Here is a 16,947-nt window from a genome sequence, read left to right as displayed (position 1 = left end):
GTGCCGTGTCGTCATTGCGCACCCTGTCACCCCAGGGCCTGTGGACCTGGTTTGAAACCATCTGCTCCATCCCCCACCCCTCCAAGCGGGAGATCGCCCTGCGCGATCACATCCAGCAATGGGCCGACACCCAGGGGCTGGGCGTCACCCTCGACGGCGTCGGCAACCTGATCCTGCGCAAGCCCGCTACCCCGGGTTACGAGCACCTCAAAGGGGTGATCCTCCAGGCCCACCTGGACATGGTGCCGCAGAAGAACTCCGGGACCGATCACCGCTTCGACCGCGACCCCATCCAGGCCTACATCGACGGTGACTGGGTGACCGCCAAGGACACCACCCTGGGCGCCGACAATGGCATCGGCATGGCCTCCGCCCTGGCGGTGCTGGCGGACGACAGCATCGAGCACGGCCCCCTGGAGGTGCTGCTGACCATCGACGAGGAGGCGGGGATGACCGGCGCCTTCGGCCTGGAGGCCGGCGTGCTGGAGGGGGAGATCCTGATCAACACCGACTCCGAGGAGGAGGGCGAGGTGTACATGGGCTGCGCCGGCGGCGTTGACGCCGAGCTTAAGCTGGCGGTGGGCCGCGAAGCGGTCCCGGCGGATCACGTCGCCCTGCAGCTGTCCCTGACCGGCCTCAAAGGCGGCCACTCCGGCTGCGACATCCACACTGGCCGGGGCAACGCCAACAAGCTGCTGGGCCGCTTCCTGTTCGGCCACGCTGCCGAGCTGGGGCTGCGCCTGGCCAAGCTCAAGGGCGGCAGCCTGCGCAACGCCATCCCCCGGGAAGCGGTGGCCGAGTTCGTGCTGCCAGCGGACAAGGTGGCAGAGCTGGAGCGCCTGGTGGGCCACTACCGCGCCATCCTGGAGAACGAGCTCAAGGCGATCGAAACCGATCTGAGCCTGGCGCTGGGCCCCATCGAGATGCCGAGTGAGGTGTTCGAGGCCAACGCCCAGTCCCGTCTGCTGGCGCTGATCCACGCCGGCCCCAACGGGGTGATCCGGATGAGTGACGCCTTCCCTGGCGTGGTGGAGACCTCCCTGAACATGGGCGTCATCACCACCAAGGCGGACAGCGTGCGGGTGATGTGCCTGATTCGCTCCACCGTCGACTCCGGTCGCAGCATGGTGGAGAACATGATCCAGGCCCTGGGCGCCCTGTCCGGTGCCGAGGTGACCATCAGCGGCGCCTACCCGGGCTGGCAGCCGGACCCCAGCTCCCCCATCATGGCGGTGGTGCGCGAGACCTACCAGGGCCTGTTCGGCAAACTGCCCAACATCCAGGTGATCCACGCCGGTCTGGAGTGTGGCCTGTTCAAGGAGCCCTATCCCAAGCTGGACATGGTCTCCATCGGCCCCACCATCCGCTTCCCCCACTCCCCGGACGAGAAGGTGGAGATCGCCTCGGTGGAGAAGTACTGGCAGCTGCTACTGGCGGTGCTCAAGGCCATTCCGGCCAAATAATCCGTTTGTCGCTTTGCGCAAAAAGCCGCCCCGATGGGCGGCTTTTTTTTGGGCCGATGCCCGGCTCAGTAGCCATGGACAAAGAGGGTCAGCTTGCCACTGCTGTCGTTGACCGTGGCCAGCAGGTAGCGCTGATCGCCGGAGAGCCCCAGGGAGTTGCTGTGCCAGAGGTGGCGTAGAGGCTGGTCGAAACTGGGCTCGGTTCCCGCCTCCAGGATGTCCACTTCGCCGTTGGCCTCCTCCAGAGTCAGGGTCATCACCGCACTGAGGCTGCCCCAGGGCACGTCGGCGAAACGCAGCTGACGGTCGATGTAGAGATCCAATCGTCGGGCGCTCTGGCGGCCGTCCCCCTGGAACAGCTGCATCGCCACATGGCCCGGCGGTGGCAGGAGGTTGTTGGCGGTGAACTGCTGCAGAACCACGTTGTCCTGGTGCACCCCGGTGGCGAACAACCAGTAGTGGCCGACGTGCTCCACCTCCACCTGCAACTGGGCCAGCTGCACCCGGCTGTTGCTGTCCCTCAGCCGGTAGGTGCTCACCACTGGCTCCGGGGCCGGCACCGTGCTGCCCAGGTAGATCTGGAACCAGCGGAGATTGGCGTTATCGATAAAGAGGTAGCCCAGGTTGCTCGACAGGTCCTGACTCTCATCCTGGATGTCCACCAGCGCCTCCACATCGACGAAGCTGGCCGGAACGGCGGAGATGGGCCTTTCGGAGAAGTTAAAGACGCTGACCCGCGCCTGACGCTCAACGCTGTTAGGGCGGGTCTCGAGATCGGAGTCGCCGCCTCCGCAGGCGGCCAACCAGAGTACGGCGAACAAGGGGACCACAGAACGCATATCGTCTCTCCCAATGAGCCGGTCGTGTAACAAAGATAGTCCGACGGGGCGCTTTGCGCCCCGTCGGCAGGGTCAACGGGTGTGGGCGGGGCTGCGCAGCAGGGTATTGGTGAACAAGAGGTTCAGGCCCTCGAGGTAGGCCCGGGTGGTGGGCGCCTGGGTAAAGCCAATCACCATCCCCTTGCCGTGGCCCTGCTGAAGCAGGAAGGGTTTGTAGGCCAGCTGTTCACGGTTCTCCTGCCACAGGTGGCCACTGGCCAGCAGGGTATCGGCGTCGTTAAACCAGGCCAGGTTGCGGCCGTGTTCCAGCGTCAGGGGGGCGAAGATGTCATTGCCCTCCACCAGGGCGATAAGCTCGGGTTTCACCCCGGCGGTAAGCCAGTGCTCGGTGTCCACGCTGACCCGGGCCAAGACCCCGGCCACATGGTCCGGCTCGCTCTGCCCGGCCTGAACCGCCTCGGCCAGGGCGTCGGCGCTGGCCAGTTGGCTGCCCGGGGCCCGGGTCACCTCGGGCTCGTTCTCGGCGTCGGGCTCGGCCGCCCCTTGCGGGGCCAGGGCGGACTCCAGGCGGGTGGCCAACAGGCCGCTGTCGGCGGCGAACACGGTGGCCTCCCCCAGGGTGATCAGCACCCCTCCGCGCTCCATCCAGGCGGTCAGTCGCTCGGGATCCAGGTGCTCGGCGTAGTCGCCGCTGGGCAGCACCAGCACCTGGTAGCCGGACAGGTCCGCCGAGGCCAGGGTGGTGGTGCGGATGGCGGTAACCGGGTAGCCCAGCTGGCGCTCGATGACAAACCGGGTGTTGCCGGCGCTGAGATCCTCGGTCGGCTCGTCCCAGGCCAGGGCGATCTTGGGGGCCATCAGAGTGGGGGTGTGGCCGCTGCCAAAGCTCGGCCCCGCCACCACCCAGCTGGTGTCCACCCCCAGGACCCGGGCGCCGGTTTGCCGGGCCAGGGCCTGAACCTGCGCCGCAAGGTCCTCGCCGTTGCGACGGCGCTCCAGGATGAGGGTGCCGGCGCCGAAACCCTGCCCCCCCTCCAGGGTGAACGCCTTCTCCGCGCTTTTGACCGTCAAGCCCCGCTGCAGGGCCGCCGCCAGGAAGCGTCCGGCGGCCATGTCCTGCCAGGGCACCAAAAAGGCCACGCTGGCCTCAGGATTCACCACCTCCCCCACCAGGGGGGTGGCGTCGGTCACCGCCGTGGTGGCCACCTTGGGCACGCGGTTGCAGCGGGCCACGTCCAGGTTGAACATCAGTGGCAGCGACCAGCCGGTGACGTCGTAGATCTCGTTGTCCAGTCGGCGGGCCCGGCGCCGCTCCTGCTCGGCGACGAACTCGGCGTCCATGGCCACCTGCTCGGTGAGGGTGGTCTTGGCGAAACGGCCCCGGGGCTGGGCCAGATCGATGAGCACGCTGCCCGCCGGGTGGTCCTGGCCGCAGGCACGAAAGTCCTGGCTGGCCCGGTGCACCTCGACCCCGTGGCGGGCCATCAGGGTGGCCAGCCGGTGCTGACCGGCCCGGTCGGATTGCGGGGGCAGGATCACCAGACGCTCGGAGTCCGATCGGCCGGCGGCGATGGCGTCCCTCTGGTACTGGTGGAAGTCCCTCAGCAGTTTCTGGCGCTGGGCCGCCACCGCCTCGGCGGTGGAGAGGGAGGCGACAAAGTGTTGCAGCACGGTGTCGGCGTAGGTCAACTGCTCCCCGGTGCGGCGGCGGAAGTGGTGGCCCCGGGCCGAGCCCACCTCGTAGGTGGAGGCGGCGGCACCGTAGAACACCGGCCAGCTGTCGCCGTAGCCGGGGTAGAAGGCGTCGAACACCTCACGGGTGAAGTAGTCGAAGCCGAAGGCGTCGAAGTGGCGGCCGTGGTTGCGACCGATGGCGCCGATGTTGGCCAGCTGGGTTGGGCTCATGTGGGGGTTTAAGGGCTGGGCCGGCGGGGCGAAGTAATAGCTTTCGTCGCCCCCCATCTCGTGCAGGTCGATCACCACCAGGGGCAGGTAGTGGTTGAGGACGGCGATCCGCCCCCGGGTCTCCGGCTGAGTCTGGGCCAGCCAGTCCCGGTTCATGTCGAACAGGTAGTGGTTGGTGCGCCCACGGGGCCAGGGCTCGTTGTGCTCGGCGCTGAGCCGGTCGTCGGAGGGGGCCAGACCCACGGTGGCGTAGTAGCGGCTGGTGAAGCGGGCACGGCCATCGGGGTTTTGCAGCGGGTCGATAAACACCAGGCTGTCCGCCAGGATGGTCTGCGTCATGGGATGGTCTTGGGCCGCCAGCAGGTGATAGGCGGTGAGCATGGCCGCGTCGGTGCCGCTGATCTCGTTGCCGTGCACCGCGTAGCCCAGCCACAGCGAGGCGGGCAGGCGGCCGATCAGCGCCTCGGCCTGGGCTTCGTCGGTTTGACGGGGATCCGCCAGGGCCTGCATGTCGGCGGCAAAGCCGGTCAGGTCCGCCAGCCGTTCCGGGGTGCCGATCACCGTGTAGTAGAGCGGGCGGCCCTCCCAACTCTGGGCGTACTCCACCAGGCGGATGCGGTTAGGGGCCGCGGCCACCAGGGCGTCGAAATAGCGTCGGGCCTGGGCCGGGGTGGAGATCCGCGCCCCCACCGGGTACCCCAGCACCTCGGCCACCGTGGGGATGGCCGGGTCGTAGGCCACCTCGGGCCAGGCCAGGGGCTCGGCCCCCAGCGGTCGGCTCAGCAGCATAAGGGCCAGCAACAGGCCGGCAATCTTCCCTGAAGGCATTGTCTTTCCTTGTGATTTCTTATCGCCTAAAGGGAAGATGATACCCGGGAGGGGCCGCTGGCCACCAGCGGATCGCATGATATATAGCCAATCGATTGTGGGCTCAAACAAATCGTTATCAGCCGGGACGCAAGGGAACCGGCCCCGTCCCTATCTTTGTCTTTGCCCTTCAAAACGGAGACGACGTTATGGCAAAGCCCCTCTCGATGAGTTCCACCCTGGCCGGCATTATGGTGGCCAGTTTTACCCTGGCCACCAGCCAGGCCTTGGCGGTACCGGATCAACCCAAAGCCTGGGAAAAGTGCGCCGGTGTGGCCAAGAAGGGGATGAACGATTGCGGTTCCCTGGACGGCAGCCACGGCTGTGCCGGTCAGGCCAAGATGGACAACGACCCCAATGAGTGGGTGTACGTGCCCGAAGGCACCTGTAAGAAGCTCGGTGGCACCGTCGCCAAGGTCAAGCCCGCGAAAGACGCGTAAGGATGAGCGCCCTGTTGGCCGGCGCCAGCATCAGCCTCCGGGAAAGCCACCTGGAGACCCTGCTGGCGCGGCCCCCTCAACTGCCCTTTATCGAAGTCCTGGCGGACAACTTCCTGGCCCTGCGGGGCCCCCATTACGCCAAGCTGCGGGCCCTGGCGGAGCGCTACCCGGTGCTGCTGCACTGCGTGGGCTTCTCCATCGGCTCCGACACCCCGCTGGAAACGGATTACCTCGCCCGGGTGGCCCGGATGGCCAGGGAGCTGAACGCCGTCACGGTGTCCGATCACCTGAGCCTCAGCCAGACCCCCCACGGCTTTGTCCATGACCTGTTGCCGCTGAACTACCAAAAACGCTTCCTGCCCGGCCTGGTGGCCAAGGTGGCGGCCCTGCAGGCGGCCTTGCCGGTGCCTTTGTTGCTGGAGAACGTCTCCCGCTACCTGCGCTACCCGGATGACGAACTGGAGGAGGGAGCCCTGTGCCAGGAGCTGGTGGCGCAGACCGGAGTCGGCCTGCTGCTGGATGTGAACAACCTCTACGTCACCGCCCACAACCTGGAGTCGGACCCTTACACCCTGCTGGCCAGCTACCCCCTGTCCGCGGTGCGCCAGTACCACCTGGCAGGACACCACCAAAACGCGCCCCTGCTGGTGGACAGCCACGGCGCCGAGGTGGCCGAACCGGTGTGGGTGCTCTATCGACACTGCCTCAAGACGGTGGGTTGCCACCCCACCATCATCGAGTGGGACAACAATTTGCCGCCCCTGCCCCGCTTGCTGGATGAGGCCCAGCGGGCCCAGCGCTGGTTGCTGCAGGCGCAGGTGGTGGCATGAGAGACCCCCTGACGCTGCCCGATGATGGCGAAGATCCTCGCCTGGCCAAGGCCCAGGCCATCTACCGGGCCAACCGCGAGGGGGCCCGCGCCCGGGCGGTGCAGCTGACTTTCCCCATGACGGAGCAGCTGCTGGGGGAATCCCTGATGACCACCCTGGCCTGGCATTTCACCCGGGCCCAGCCCAGTCAGCGGGATCTCAACCGCACCGGCGAGGCCTTCCTGCCCTGGCTGCTGGCCCAGCCCCAATCCAGCGCCCTGCTGTCCGACTACCCCTTCCTGCCGGCGCTGCTGCGCTTCGAGTGGGGCTGGCACCGGGCCTACCACAGTCCGGCGCTGGCGCCGCTTTGCGCCGAGGCCTGCTTCCGGTGGCTGCAGGCACCCAAACGTCCCTGCCCCTGGCGTGCTCAGCCGGCCCTGACGGTGGTGAGCTCCCGCTACCCCATCGACGCCATCCACCGCACCCTCAAGGGGCTGCGGGAGGGGCAGGCCACCGAAGAGCTGACCATCTGTCCCGGCCCCCGCCGGCACTGGGCCCTGTGGCCAGCGCCGGAGGCGGTGGGCCTGGCCGAGGAGGAGGCGACCATCTGGCCCTGGCTGCGCTGGGTGCGCGAGCCGCTTCAGGCCCCCCTGCCCCACCCCGACACCCTGGCCCAGGCCCTGGCGCGAGGTTGGCTGGTGTCCGTCCCTTAGGGCTGGCTCAGCGCCCACTCCCCCTCGGGGGCCCGCCACCAGTGGCTGATCTGCGGGGCGCTGCCCAGGGTCAGGGGCTCACCGATCATCGGCAGGCTCAGCACCTGCTGGTCCCGGGCCGCTTCCGCCAGCGCCCGCTCCATCGGCTCGTACCAGGCGTGCAGCGCCAGGTCGAAGGTGGAGTTGTGAATGGGGATCATCACCCGGCCGTTAAGGTCCCGGTGCGCCTGCACGCTCTGCTCCGGGCTCATGTGGATGTCCGGCCAATCCTCGTCGTAGGCGCCGGTCTCCACCAGGGTCAGATCAAAGGGCCCGAAGCGGCGGCCAATCTCGGCGAAGCCATCGAAGTAACCGCTGTCGCCACTGAAGAACACCCGGCTCTCCTCCCCCAGCAGCGCCCAGGACGCCCACAGGGTGCGGTTGCTGTCGCTCAGGCTGCGCCCGGAGAAGTGCTGAGCTGGGGTGGCCACCAGCTTGACCGAGCCCACCTGGACGCTCTGCCACCAATCCAGTTCGGTGACCTGCGCCGGGTCCACGCCCCAGCGCACCAGGCGCTGGCCGACCCCCAGGGGGGCGTAGAAGGGGGTACCCCGCTCGGCCAGGGCCAGGGCGGTGGCCTTGTCCAGGTGGTCGTAGTGATCGTGAGAGAGGATCACCCCGGCCAGGGTGGGCAGGCCCTCCAGGGGGATGGGGCTGTCGTGGAAACGCTTGGGGCCGGCCCACTGCACCGGGGAGGCGCGCTCGCCGAACACAGGATCGGTCAGGAAATACTGGCCAGAGAGACGCAGCAGCACCGTGGAGTGGCCCAGACGCACCGCCAGATCGCCACTTTGTTCATCCAGCTTGGTCCGATCCAAGGGTTGAACCGGGATGGGGGCCTGGGGCACCGGGTCCACCCGCTTCTCAAATAGGAAGCGGTAGAGCACCCGTCCCATGTTGCCGCCGGCGGTGGCGGTGGCGTCGGCGTTGTGGAAACGCCCCTCGCGGAACTGATCAGATCCCCAGTCCCGCTTCGGGGTCTGGGCGCAGGAGAAAACGGATAAGGACATGATGACGACTCCAGTGAACAGCAGGGCGAGCTTGGCACCTGATTTCATGACTCCCCCGGGGAACAAAAGTAAACTACTCGGTGCAGTTTACTTTGAATTTTTGAAAAGTAAACCCACCAGTGTAAAATGGCCTCATCATTACCCACAGGATTGCCCCATGTCCCAATCACCCCGCCCCACCCGCAGCGAGCAAAAGCGCGCGGCCATCCTGGCTGCCGCCCGATTGGAGTTCGAGGAGAAGGGATTTCAGGGCGCCAGCATGGATGGGATCAGCGCCCGGGCCGAGGTGTCCAAGCGCACCCTGTACAACCACTTTGCCAACAAAGAAGCGCTGTTTGGCCAGATCACCGAGTGCCTCTGGCAGCAGGATGATGCCCTGGAGTACCGTCCCGACGCCCCGCTGGCGGAGCAGCTCAGCGCCCTGGCCGTGAAGAAGTTGGATCTGATGGCGGCCCCCGGCTACATCGGCCTGGCCCGTTCGGTGATGGGGGAGTACATGCGCAGCCCGGAGCTGGCCCAGGCGGCGATGGCCCGCTTTGAGCAGAGTGAAGATGGGGCCAGCGCATGGTTTGCCGCGGCAATGGCGGACGGCCGGTTAGCCCCGGGGGACCCCAAGGTGGTGGCCCACCAGTTCTACGGACTGCTGAAGACCTTCGCCCTCTGGCCGCAGCTGTTGGCCCACGTACCGGCGCCGCCCCCCGAGGCCCGCGCCGCCCTGGTGGCGGACACCGTGGCCCTGATCCTGGGCCGTTACGAGTTGCCCTAGCGCAGCGTGTTCTTGTAGATCACCCCGTCTTTCATGATCACCACCAGGGTGTCGATGGGGCGATATTCGGGATCGGCATCAAACCACTGCTCGGTGCCACCAATGACGCTGATGTCCTCAAGAGGATTGCCGTCGATGAGCAGCAAGTCCGCCAAAGCGCCCTCCTCCACCACTCCGAGTTTGCCCTTGGCGGGGTTGCGAGGGCCGGACAGGGCCAGCATCTCACCGGCGGTGGAGGTCAGCTGCTTGAGCACCTCGAAGTTGCCGCCAAACTTCTGGGTGCGCCACCAGATCTCGTAACGCCGGGCCCGCTCGGCGTCCTCCGGCACCCCCACGTAATCCGAGGCAAACACCACCTTCACATCGTGTTTGAGCAGCTTCTCGCCGAAGTCGGCGTACTGCTCCCCCAGCGCCTTGACCATGGGGATCTTGGCGGCAGGCATCAGGGGGTTGCGCGCCAGATCCGGCGAGATCCCCCACATCTGCGGCACCACGAAGGCCCCCTCCTTGGCCAATCGTTTCATGGTCTCCTCGCTGATGAAGAAACCGTGCTCCATGGTTTTCACCCCGCAATCCAGCAGGCGATTCACCGCCCGGTCGGTGAACACGTGGGCCGCCACGTAGGTGCCCCAGTCCGCCGCCGCTTCCACCGCCGCGCACACCTCTTCGGTGGAGAACTGGGTGGTGTCGATGGGATCGAAGCGGGAGCTGCCCCCGCCGCCGGCCATGATCTTGATCTGGGTGGCGCCGTTACGCAGGTTCAGTCGCACCGCCTTGAGCACTTCGGGCACGCCATTGGCCACGTTACCGATCCCCATCCGCTCGAAATTGGAGAGATCGCCACCATCGTGCTGAGAGAAGCCCGGATCCGCCCGGTCGCGGAAGTCGCCGTGGCCGGAGGTTTGGGAGATGAAGCCGCCGGAGGGGTAGATCCGCGGCCCGATGATGCGGCCGTTGTCGATGTTGCGGGCCAGGGCAAAGGCGGGACCGCCCATGTCCCGAACCGAGGTGAAGCCGTCCATCAAGAAGCGCTCCGCCACCCGAATGGAGCGGATGCTGATGTCCCCCAGATCCATGTCCTTCTCGACGGTGTCGAAGTGGGCATTGATCATCACGTGGGCGTGGCCGTCGATGAGCCCCGGCATCAGGGTGCGGCCCGCCCCGTCGATGATCTCCGCGCCCTCGGAGCCGATGGGGTTGGCGGACACGGTGACGATGCGGTTGCCCTCCACCAGCACGTGGTGGTTGGTCATCAGCTTGGCGTCGACGCCGTTGAACACGTTGACGTTGCGAAACAGCACCCGGCTGGGGGGCGCCTCCTCGGCCATGGCCGCACCGGTTAGGGTAACGAGCACCAGGGATAACAGGCCACACAGGGTTCTCATGATCCGCTCCTGACATCGCCTCTATGGGCGCCAAAGGGGAAGCCCAGAGGCTGGGCCGGGGCAGATAAGTGTAGTGGAGGGAGCGAAAAAGGCAGGTAAAGCAACGGGGACCGAGGTCCCCGTGGTGTCAGATGTAGCCCTTCTCCTTAATGGCCGGGCGATTGTATTCGAGGATCACCTGCTCGATGGCCAGATCCGGCGCCTGCTGACAGCGCTCAATGATGTGGGCTTTCTTGGCCTTTTCGCAGGTATCGACCATGTCGCGCCCCTTCTCCTTGCCGAAGCGCCAGAGGATGAATCGCATGGCGTTCTGGTCGCCGTAGTCGATGAGGCGATCCACGGTCTTCTGCTCGGCGCTGGCGGCGTAGTGGTTGAGGGTGCGGCAGTAGGTTTTCTCGCCGGTGTAGAGATCGAACCGCTCATGATCCCGCAGGGGACGGGCATCGGTGAACTGGACCGCCAGGGCGAAGAGCCCGACGCTGACCACGCCCAGCATCATCACGGCGGTCACAAGTTGGCGGTATAGGCTTCGTATTCTCATGTTGGGCCTCCTTTCGCTGCTCGGGTCAGCCCCTTTGATCTGCTGGCGACGGGGCCTCAATTTCAGACTAGGCCGAACCGGCGGATCGCCCGTTGATCCCGATCAACAAAACAACAGTTGCGCAACATAAGTATTCAATTTCAGCGGCATCGGCGTTAGGGTCGCTGCCCAAAGCCGCTCACCGCAGTGGCTTTTGCCAATAAAGTGCAGAATAAATAGCAAGTTAAACTGAATGTTCAGCCGAGTCCCAACGTCAGCTGTTCGCGGGTGCACTCCGAGGCCAGGGTGACGCTGACCCCCACCAGGCGCACCCGGCGTCCCGCCCCCCGGGCGAAGGCCGCCTCCACCATGGCGTCCAGCTGCACCGGGTCCAGCCCGGTGGCCTGCTGAGCCAGGGTGGTTTGCTGAAAATCGTGGAACTTCAGTTTCACCTGCACCCCCTTGTAGGCCCGGCCATTGAGTCGCCGCGTCAGCTCCGGCAGCAAGCCGTCCAGCACCCGCTGGCAGGCGCCGGCGTCCACCAGATCCTCCGCCAGGGTGGTCTCCACCCCTACGGACTTGCGCTCCCGGTGGGGCTGCACCGGGCGGGGATCGATCCCCTGGGCCCGCTGGTGCAGCACCGGACCGAACTTGCCCAGCCACTGCGCCAGCTCTTGTGGGCTGTGCTTGAGCAGGTCCGCCCCCTGGTGCAGCCCCCGCGCCGCCAGGCGCTCGGCGGTCTTGGGGCCCACCCCGGGGATCTTGCGCAGCGCCAGGCCGGCGGCGAACTCGGCGGTCCGGCCCGGAGGGATCACGCACTGGCCGTTGGGCTTGTTCTCATCGGAGGCGATCTTGGCGAGGAACTTGTTGGGGGCGATGCCTGCCGAGGCGGTGAGGCCGGTTTCCGCCAAGATCTCTGCCCGGATCGCCTCGGCGATCAGCGTCGCGCTGCCCCGACAGGCGGTGCATTGAGTGACGTCCAGGTAGGCTTCGTCCAGGGAGAGGGGCTCAATCAGGTCGGTGTAGCGCTCGAAGATGGCGCGGATCTGGGCCGAGACCGCCTTGTACACCGCCATGCGGCCGCGCACCAGGATAAGCTCTGGGCAGCGGCGCTTGGCTTCGCTGCTGGCCATGGCGGAGCGCACACCGAAGGCCCGCGCCTCGTAGTTGCAGGTGGCGATCACCCCGCGGGAGTCCGCCGCCCCGCCCACCGCCAGGGGTTTGCCCCGGTAGGCCGGATTGTCCCGCATCTCCACCGCGGCGTAGAAGCAGTCCATGTCCACGTGAATGATCTTGCGCCCCGTTTGGCCGGGGCTGGCCGCGTCGGTCATTGCCGGTTGCCCGATAACTGTATATATATCCAGTTACCATGGTACCACAGCCCCCGGGTGGGGCAAACGGACCAGTCCAGCTCCAGCATCGCGCCGCACCAATAAATCGCGCCGCACCCACAAAAAGGGGGCCCCAGGGCCCCCTTTTTGTGGGTGCGGCCGGCAACTCAGACCTTGAACTGCTCCAGCTGCACGCCGATCTCCCGGGCGGAGGAGGTCATCTCACCCACGGCGCCCTCCAGGGCCTCGGAGGCCTGGGCGGTGGTGTCGGACAGCTCCCGCACCCGGATCACCTTGGCGTCGATCTCCTCCGCCACCGTCGCCTGCTGGCTGACCGCGGCGCTGATCTCATGGATCTGCCCCTGGATCCCGCTCACCGCCTCGTTGGCGCGGCCCAGGGCCTGACGGATCTTGTCGCTGATCTCCTCGCTGTTCTGGGCCTCGTCGCAGCTGTCCTGCATCGCCTGCTCCGCCGCCTCGGAGGCGTGCTGCAGCCGCTCGATGATCTGCTGGATGTTGGCGGTGGAGTCCTGGGTGCGGGAGGCCAGGGTGCGCACCTCGTCCGCCACCACGGCAAAACCGCGGCCCTGCTCCCCGGCCCGTGCCGCCTCGATGGCGGCGTTGAGCGCCAGCAGGTTGGTCTGCTCAGCGATGGTGCGGATGACACTGAGCACCTCGCCGATCTGCTCGGAGTTGGCCCGCAGGTCCGCCACCACGTTGGCGGCGCTTTGCACCTGCTGATTCAACCTCTGCAGCCCCTCGGTGGCCGCCACCACCTCATCGGCGGCCCGTCCCACCCGGCGCTGGGCGGACTCGGCGTGATCGCTGACCCGGCTGGCCGCTTCGGCCATCTCGTGGCTGGTCTGGGCCATCTCGGTGGTGGCGGTGGAGACCTGATCGATCTCCAGCTTCTGGTCCTCAATGGCCTGCATGGTCTGCTGCCACACCCCGGTGGCGTTGCGACTGGCGGAGGTGACCGAGCTGGTCATGTTGGCGGTCTGGCGAACCAGGCCGTGGACCCGCTCGGCAAACCGGTTAAAGGCGGTGCCCAGTCGGCCGAACTCGTCGATGCGGTCCAGCTCGATGCGGCGGCGCAGATCGGCATCGCCGTCGGCGATCTCCTCCATCGCCCCCAGCAGACGATTCAGCTGGGTGCGCAGCGGCAGCAGCAACACCCACACCAGGGCGGACAGCAGCAGGGTGAAGCCGATGCTGCCCCAGGCGGTGGACCAGGCGGCGTCCGCCACCTGCTCGGCGATCACCGACTCCGGCAGCATCAAGCCCAGCTGCCAGCGCAGATGGGGGTAGTCGCTGGAGACGCTCTCCCAGTTCACCACCATGCTCTGACCCTGGAACTGCACCTCGGACTGCCCCGCGGGGGCCTGCTTGAGGGCGGCGGCCAGGGCACCGAAACCCTGGGTGTCGGCGAAGTGGCCATCCACCTCCGCCATGGGGGAGCCGGGGGGGAAGGCGTCGCTGAAGCCGGGGAAGAACACCAGCTTGCCCTGTTCGGTCACCAGAAACGCCTGACCCTGGTCCTGGTAGCGCACCTCGGAGAGCAGCTGGGCGCCGATGGTGGAGATCAGGATGTCCATGCCGCCGATGCCGAGAAAGCGTCCCTCCTGGTAGAGGGGCAGCTTGATGGTGGCGGAGATGGAGCCGTCATTGGCGTCCACCGCCGGATCCCCGACGAACAGCCGACCCTGGGCGATGGCTTCGCCCCACCAGGGGCGCTTGGCGGTGTAGTAGTTGGGATCCCCCTCGTAGCGACCATTGAGATCGAAGTACTCGTGGGTGTTCTCGCTGCCGAAGAAGACGCTCTTGATGCTGCTGTCGTTGTCGGAGAAGAAGCGGAAGTACTCCACTACCTTGGGGTAGTCGGCGTTCCCCGCCAGGCTGCCACCGCGACTGTCGTAATCGCGGAAGAAGTCCACCACCTGGGGATTGGCGAAGACGCTGTGGATCACCTGGCCACGGGACTCGAAAAAGCCGGTGACCGCGGTGCTTTGCCGTTTGACCATCTGGCTGACCTCTTGGGCCACTTCGGCCCGGGTCTGATCGGCGGTTTTCATGACCAGCACCACGCTGGCCAGCAACAATATCGCGAACACGCTGCCACCGATGGCGGCCACCAGCTGTCGCGTGATGGAACGACGTAGGAACTCCATCCCTCTCTCCCAAAACCCTGTCTGTGTCTTATCGTTATCGGCGTCATGCGCAACGCTTTGATAACAAAATACCGACTAATTTAGAAAAAACAACGAGAAGGAGGAGGGGACTGCGGACGGGGGCGGCGAAACGAAAAACGCGGCCCGAAGGCCGCGTGGATAAGAGGGGGGCATCAGATGATGCGGTGCTGGACCAGGCGTTCTCGGCGCTCGGCTTCCGCCGCTTCTTTGGCCATCTTGGCCTTGCGTTTGTCGCAGGGCTCGGGGCAGTCGCACTCTTTGTCGATGCCGACCCCGGCCAGGCCACCGCAGGAGCCACTGATCGATTTTTTCTTGACCAGGTAACCCACCGACATCAGGCCAAACAGCAACAACATAAAGCCGAAGGTGGCGATAAAGGTACTCATGGATTGGACTCCAACAAGTAAGGCTTAAAGGTGGAGGAGTAGTACACCTGGTACCCCTGCTCCGATTTCTCAATCAGCATCACCGGCAGGTTCTGGCGCTCCGCCAGGGCCAGGGACGCTTCGGTGCCCATGACAATGAAGGCGGTGGCCAGGCCGTCCGCGGTCATCGACGAGGGGGCCAGTACCGTGGCCGAAGCCAGGCGGGTGTTGACCGGCTCCCCGGTGCGGGGATCGATCAGGTGGGAGAAGCGACGGCCGTCCTCTTCGAAGAAATTGCGGTAGTCCCCCGAGGTGGCCACCGCCATCTCACCCGGCTCGATCACCTTGAAAACTTCCCGACCCGACTCGTCCGGCTGCTCCACGGCGATGCGCCAGCGCTGGCCGTCGGGCTTGACCCCCTTGAGTCGCAGCTCACCGCCCACCTCAACCAGGTAGTCGTGGATGCCCCTATCTTCCAGCACCTGTGCAACCACGTCAACGCCGTAGCCCTTGGCGATGGCGGAGAGATCCAGGTAGATGTCCGGCCGATCCTTGCGCAGGAAATGGCCGTCCAGGACCAGGTGGCTCACCCCGACCCGGGCCTGGGCCTCGCGGATCGCCTCGGCACTGGGGGCCGACTCGATTCGACCGTCCGGGCCGAAGCCCCAGAGGTTGACCAGCGGGCCCACGGTGACGTCCAGCGCCCCGTCGGTCAGCTCAGCCAGGCGCACCCCTTCGCGCACCACCCGGACGAAGTCGGAGTCGACCCGCATGGGGGTGGTGAACTGGTGGCGGTTAAACTGGCTGATGAGCGAGTCCGGGCGCCAGGTGGACATGGAGTCGTTGACCTGCTCCAGACGGGTGTCGATGGCCGCCTGAAGGGTCAGCTTCTCCACCGGCTTGGCCGGCTGAACCCAGGAGATGTGGTAAGTGGTGCCCATGGTGCGGCCCTGGATGGAGATCACCTCCTGCGCCGGGGTGCAGCCTAAGAGCAAAAGGGCCAGCCCCAGTGGGGCCAGCCATTGCAGTGTGGTTCGGTACAACGTGAACCCTCTATTCATTCTCGATGGGCCGATCAGCCGCCGAAGTCATCCAGCAGGATGTTCTCTTCTTCCACGCCCAGGTCCTTGAGCATGTTGATCACGGCGGCGTTCATCACCGGCGGACCACACATGTAGAACTCACAATCTTCCGGCGCTTCGTGGTTCTTGAGGTAATGCTCAAACAGCACGTTGTGGATGAAGCCGGTGTAGCCGTCCCAGTTGTCCTCGGGCTGAGGATCGGACAGGGCCACATGCCACTGGAAGTTGTCGTTCTCCGCCGCCAGGCCGTCGAAATCTTCCACATAGAACATTTCGCGCTTAGAACGGGCACCGTACCAGAAGCTGATCTTACGCTTGGAGTTCAGGCGCTTGAGCTGATCGAAGATGTGCGAGCGCATGGGCGCCATGCCGGCACCACCGCCAATAAACACCATCTCGGCATCGGTCTCCTTGGCGAAGAACTCACCGAAGGGCCCGGAGATGGTCACCTTGTCGCCGGCCTTGAGGCTCCAGATGTAGGAGGACATCTTACCGCAGGGCAGGGACAGGTTGTTCGGCGGCGGAGTGGCGATCCGCACGTTGAGCATGATGATGCCGTGCTCTTCGGGGTAGTTCGCCATGGAGTAGGCACGGATGGTTTCGTCATCCACCTTGGATTCCAGATTGAAGAAACCGAAGCGCTCCCAGTCCGGACGGTACTCTTCCGGGATGTCAAAATCCTTGTATTTGACGTGGTGCGCCGGGGCCTCGATCTGGATGTAACCACCGGCCCGGAAAGGCACGGACTCGCCCTCGGGGATCCCAAGCTTGAGCTCCTTAATGAAAGTGGCCTTGTTATCGTTGGAGATAACGGTGCACTCCCACTTCTTGATGCCGAACACCTCTTCGGGCAGTTCGATATCCATGTCGCTCTTCACCGCCACCTGGCAGGCCAGACGGCAGCCGTCGCGGGCTTCACGCTTGGTGATGTGGTCCAGCTCCGTGGGCAGGATGTCGCCGCCACCGGATTTCACCTTGACGCGGCACTGGCCGCAGGAGCCGCCGCCACCACAGGCGGAGGAGATGAAGACGCCGTTGTTGGCGAGGCTGCCCAGCAGTTTGTCGCCGGGGTTGGTGATGATCCCCTTGTCGGGATCGCCGTTGATGCTGATCTGAACGTCACCGCTGGCCACCAGCTTGGATTTGGCGAACAAAATCACCAGCACCAGCACGGTCACAATCGCGGTAAACATTCCTACGCCGAGTACAATTTCCATCGACTTA

At 65.8% G+C, this 16,947-nt stretch carries 15 protein-coding genes; 5 read left to right on the top strand and 10 right to left on the bottom strand.

Annotation, left to right across the window (positions count from 1 at the left end; all coding sequences use genetic code 11):
• Positions 1-5: 5 nt before the first annotated feature.
• On the top strand, positions 6-1,463 hold the full coding sequence (locus KUV81_RS00650) for an aminoacyl-histidine dipeptidase (RefSeq protein ID WP_222541912.1): 1,458 nt from the start codon (positions 6-8) through the stop codon (positions 1,461-1,463).
• 65 nt (positions 1,464-1,528) lie between these two features.
• On the opposite strand, the gene KUV81_RS00645 is transcribed toward KUV81_RS00650, so the two are convergent.
• Positions 1,529-2,302, bottom strand: coding sequence for a hypothetical protein (locus KUV81_RS00645; protein WP_222541911.1), 774 nt, complete (start codon positions 2,300-2,302; stop codon positions 1,529-1,531).
• 72 nt (positions 2,303-2,374) lie between these two features.
• The gene (locus tag KUV81_RS00640) at positions 2,375-5,035 is read right to left on the bottom strand and encodes a M14 family metallopeptidase (protein ID WP_222541910.1); all 2,661 of its coding nucleotides are present in this window, start codon (positions 5,033-5,035) and stop codon (positions 2,375-2,377) included.
• 188 nt (positions 5,036-5,223) lie between these two features.
• Between KUV81_RS00640 and KUV81_RS00635 the strand changes: the two genes are divergently transcribed.
• Genes KUV81_RS00635 through KUV81_RS00625 form a run of 3 tightly spaced genes read left to right on the top strand, consistent with a single transcriptional unit; the run spans position 5,224 to position 7,036 of the window.
• On the top strand, positions 5,224-5,514 hold the full coding sequence (locus KUV81_RS00635) for a DUF2282 domain-containing protein (RefSeq protein WP_222541909.1): 291 nt from the start codon (positions 5,224-5,226) through the stop codon (positions 5,512-5,514).
• Between the two features lie 2 nt (positions 5,515-5,516).
• Complete coding sequence (locus KUV81_RS00630; protein ID WP_222541908.1) at positions 5,517-6,344, top strand: DUF692 domain-containing protein; 828 nt, start codon at positions 5,517-5,519, stop codon at positions 6,342-6,344.
• Positions 6,341-7,036: a putative DNA-binding domain-containing protein gene (locus tag KUV81_RS00625; RefSeq protein ID WP_222541907.1), complete on the top strand. Its 696-nt coding sequence runs from the start codon at positions 6,341-6,343 to the stop codon at positions 7,034-7,036. The genes KUV81_RS00630 and KUV81_RS00625 overlap by 4 nt, the downstream gene beginning before the upstream one ends.
• Here the strand turns inward: KUV81_RS00625 and KUV81_RS00620 are convergent.
• Positions 7,033-8,085 carry an MBL fold metallo-hydrolase gene (locus KUV81_RS00620; RefSeq protein ID WP_222541906.1) on the bottom strand — a complete coding sequence of 351 codons (1,053 nt, stop codon included), beginning with the start codon at positions 8,083-8,085 and terminating at the stop codon, positions 7,033-7,035. The genes KUV81_RS00625 and KUV81_RS00620 overlap by 4 nt on opposite strands.
• A gap of 157 nt (positions 8,086-8,242) precedes the next feature.
• Here KUV81_RS00620 and KUV81_RS00615 point away from each other — a divergent pair, with 157 nt between their 5' ends.
• Positions 8,243-8,851 (top strand): TetR/AcrR family transcriptional regulator, encoded by a 609-nt coding sequence (locus tag KUV81_RS00615; protein WP_222541905.1) that lies wholly within the window; start codon positions 8,243-8,245, stop codon positions 8,849-8,851.
• Here the strand turns inward: KUV81_RS00615 and KUV81_RS00610 are convergent.
• From KUV81_RS00610 to nqrF, 7 genes are all read right to left on the bottom strand, one after another.
• Positions 8,848-10,236, bottom strand: a complete 1,389-nt coding sequence (locus KUV81_RS00610) for a metal-dependent hydrolase family protein (protein ID WP_222541904.1) — start codon at positions 10,234-10,236, stop codon at positions 8,848-8,850. The genes KUV81_RS00615 and KUV81_RS00610 overlap by 4 nt on opposite strands.
• Before the next feature lie 127 nt (positions 10,237-10,363).
• Positions 10,364-10,777 (bottom strand): hypothetical protein, encoded by a 414-nt coding sequence (locus KUV81_RS00605; protein ID WP_222541903.1) that lies wholly within the window; start codon positions 10,775-10,777, stop codon positions 10,364-10,366.
• 236 nt (positions 10,778-11,013) lie between these two features.
• Positions 11,014-12,087: a DNA polymerase IV gene (gene dinB, locus KUV81_RS00600; RefSeq protein WP_222541902.1), complete on the bottom strand. Its 1,074-nt coding sequence runs from the start codon at positions 12,085-12,087 to the stop codon at positions 11,014-11,016.
• Between the two features lie 167 nt (positions 12,088-12,254).
• Positions 12,255-14,255, bottom strand: coding sequence for a methyl-accepting chemotaxis protein (locus KUV81_RS00595; RefSeq protein WP_222541901.1), 2,001 nt, complete (start codon positions 14,253-14,255; stop codon positions 12,255-12,257).
• A 173-nt stretch (positions 14,256-14,428) separates the two neighbouring features.
• Positions 14,429-14,662 carry a (Na+)-NQR maturation NqrM gene (gene nqrM, locus KUV81_RS00590; protein WP_222541900.1) on the bottom strand — a complete coding sequence of 78 codons (234 nt, stop codon included), beginning with the start codon at positions 14,660-14,662 and terminating at the stop codon, positions 14,429-14,431.
• Complete coding sequence (locus KUV81_RS00585; RefSeq protein WP_222541899.1) at positions 14,659-15,684, bottom strand: FAD:protein FMN transferase; 1,026 nt, start codon at positions 15,682-15,684, stop codon at positions 14,659-14,661. Before KUV81_RS00585 ends, nqrM begins: the two co-directional genes overlap by 4 nt.
• Positions 15,685-15,716: 32 nt before the next feature.
• Positions 15,717-16,940: an NADH:ubiquinone reductase (Na(+)-transporting) subunit F gene (gene nqrF / locus KUV81_RS00580; protein ID WP_222541898.1), complete on the bottom strand. Its 1,224-nt coding sequence runs from the start codon at positions 16,938-16,940 to the stop codon at positions 15,717-15,719.
• Positions 16,941-16,947 lie beyond the last annotated feature (7 nt).

This window comes from Ferrimonas balearica (genome assembly GCF_019802085.1).
In the GTDB taxonomy this organism is placed as follows: Bacteria; Pseudomonadota; Gammaproteobacteria; order Enterobacterales; family Shewanellaceae; genus Ferrimonas; species Ferrimonas balearica_B.
Note: the sequence above shows the minus strand (reverse complement) of the source record. Positions and strands in the feature narration are given on the sequence as shown.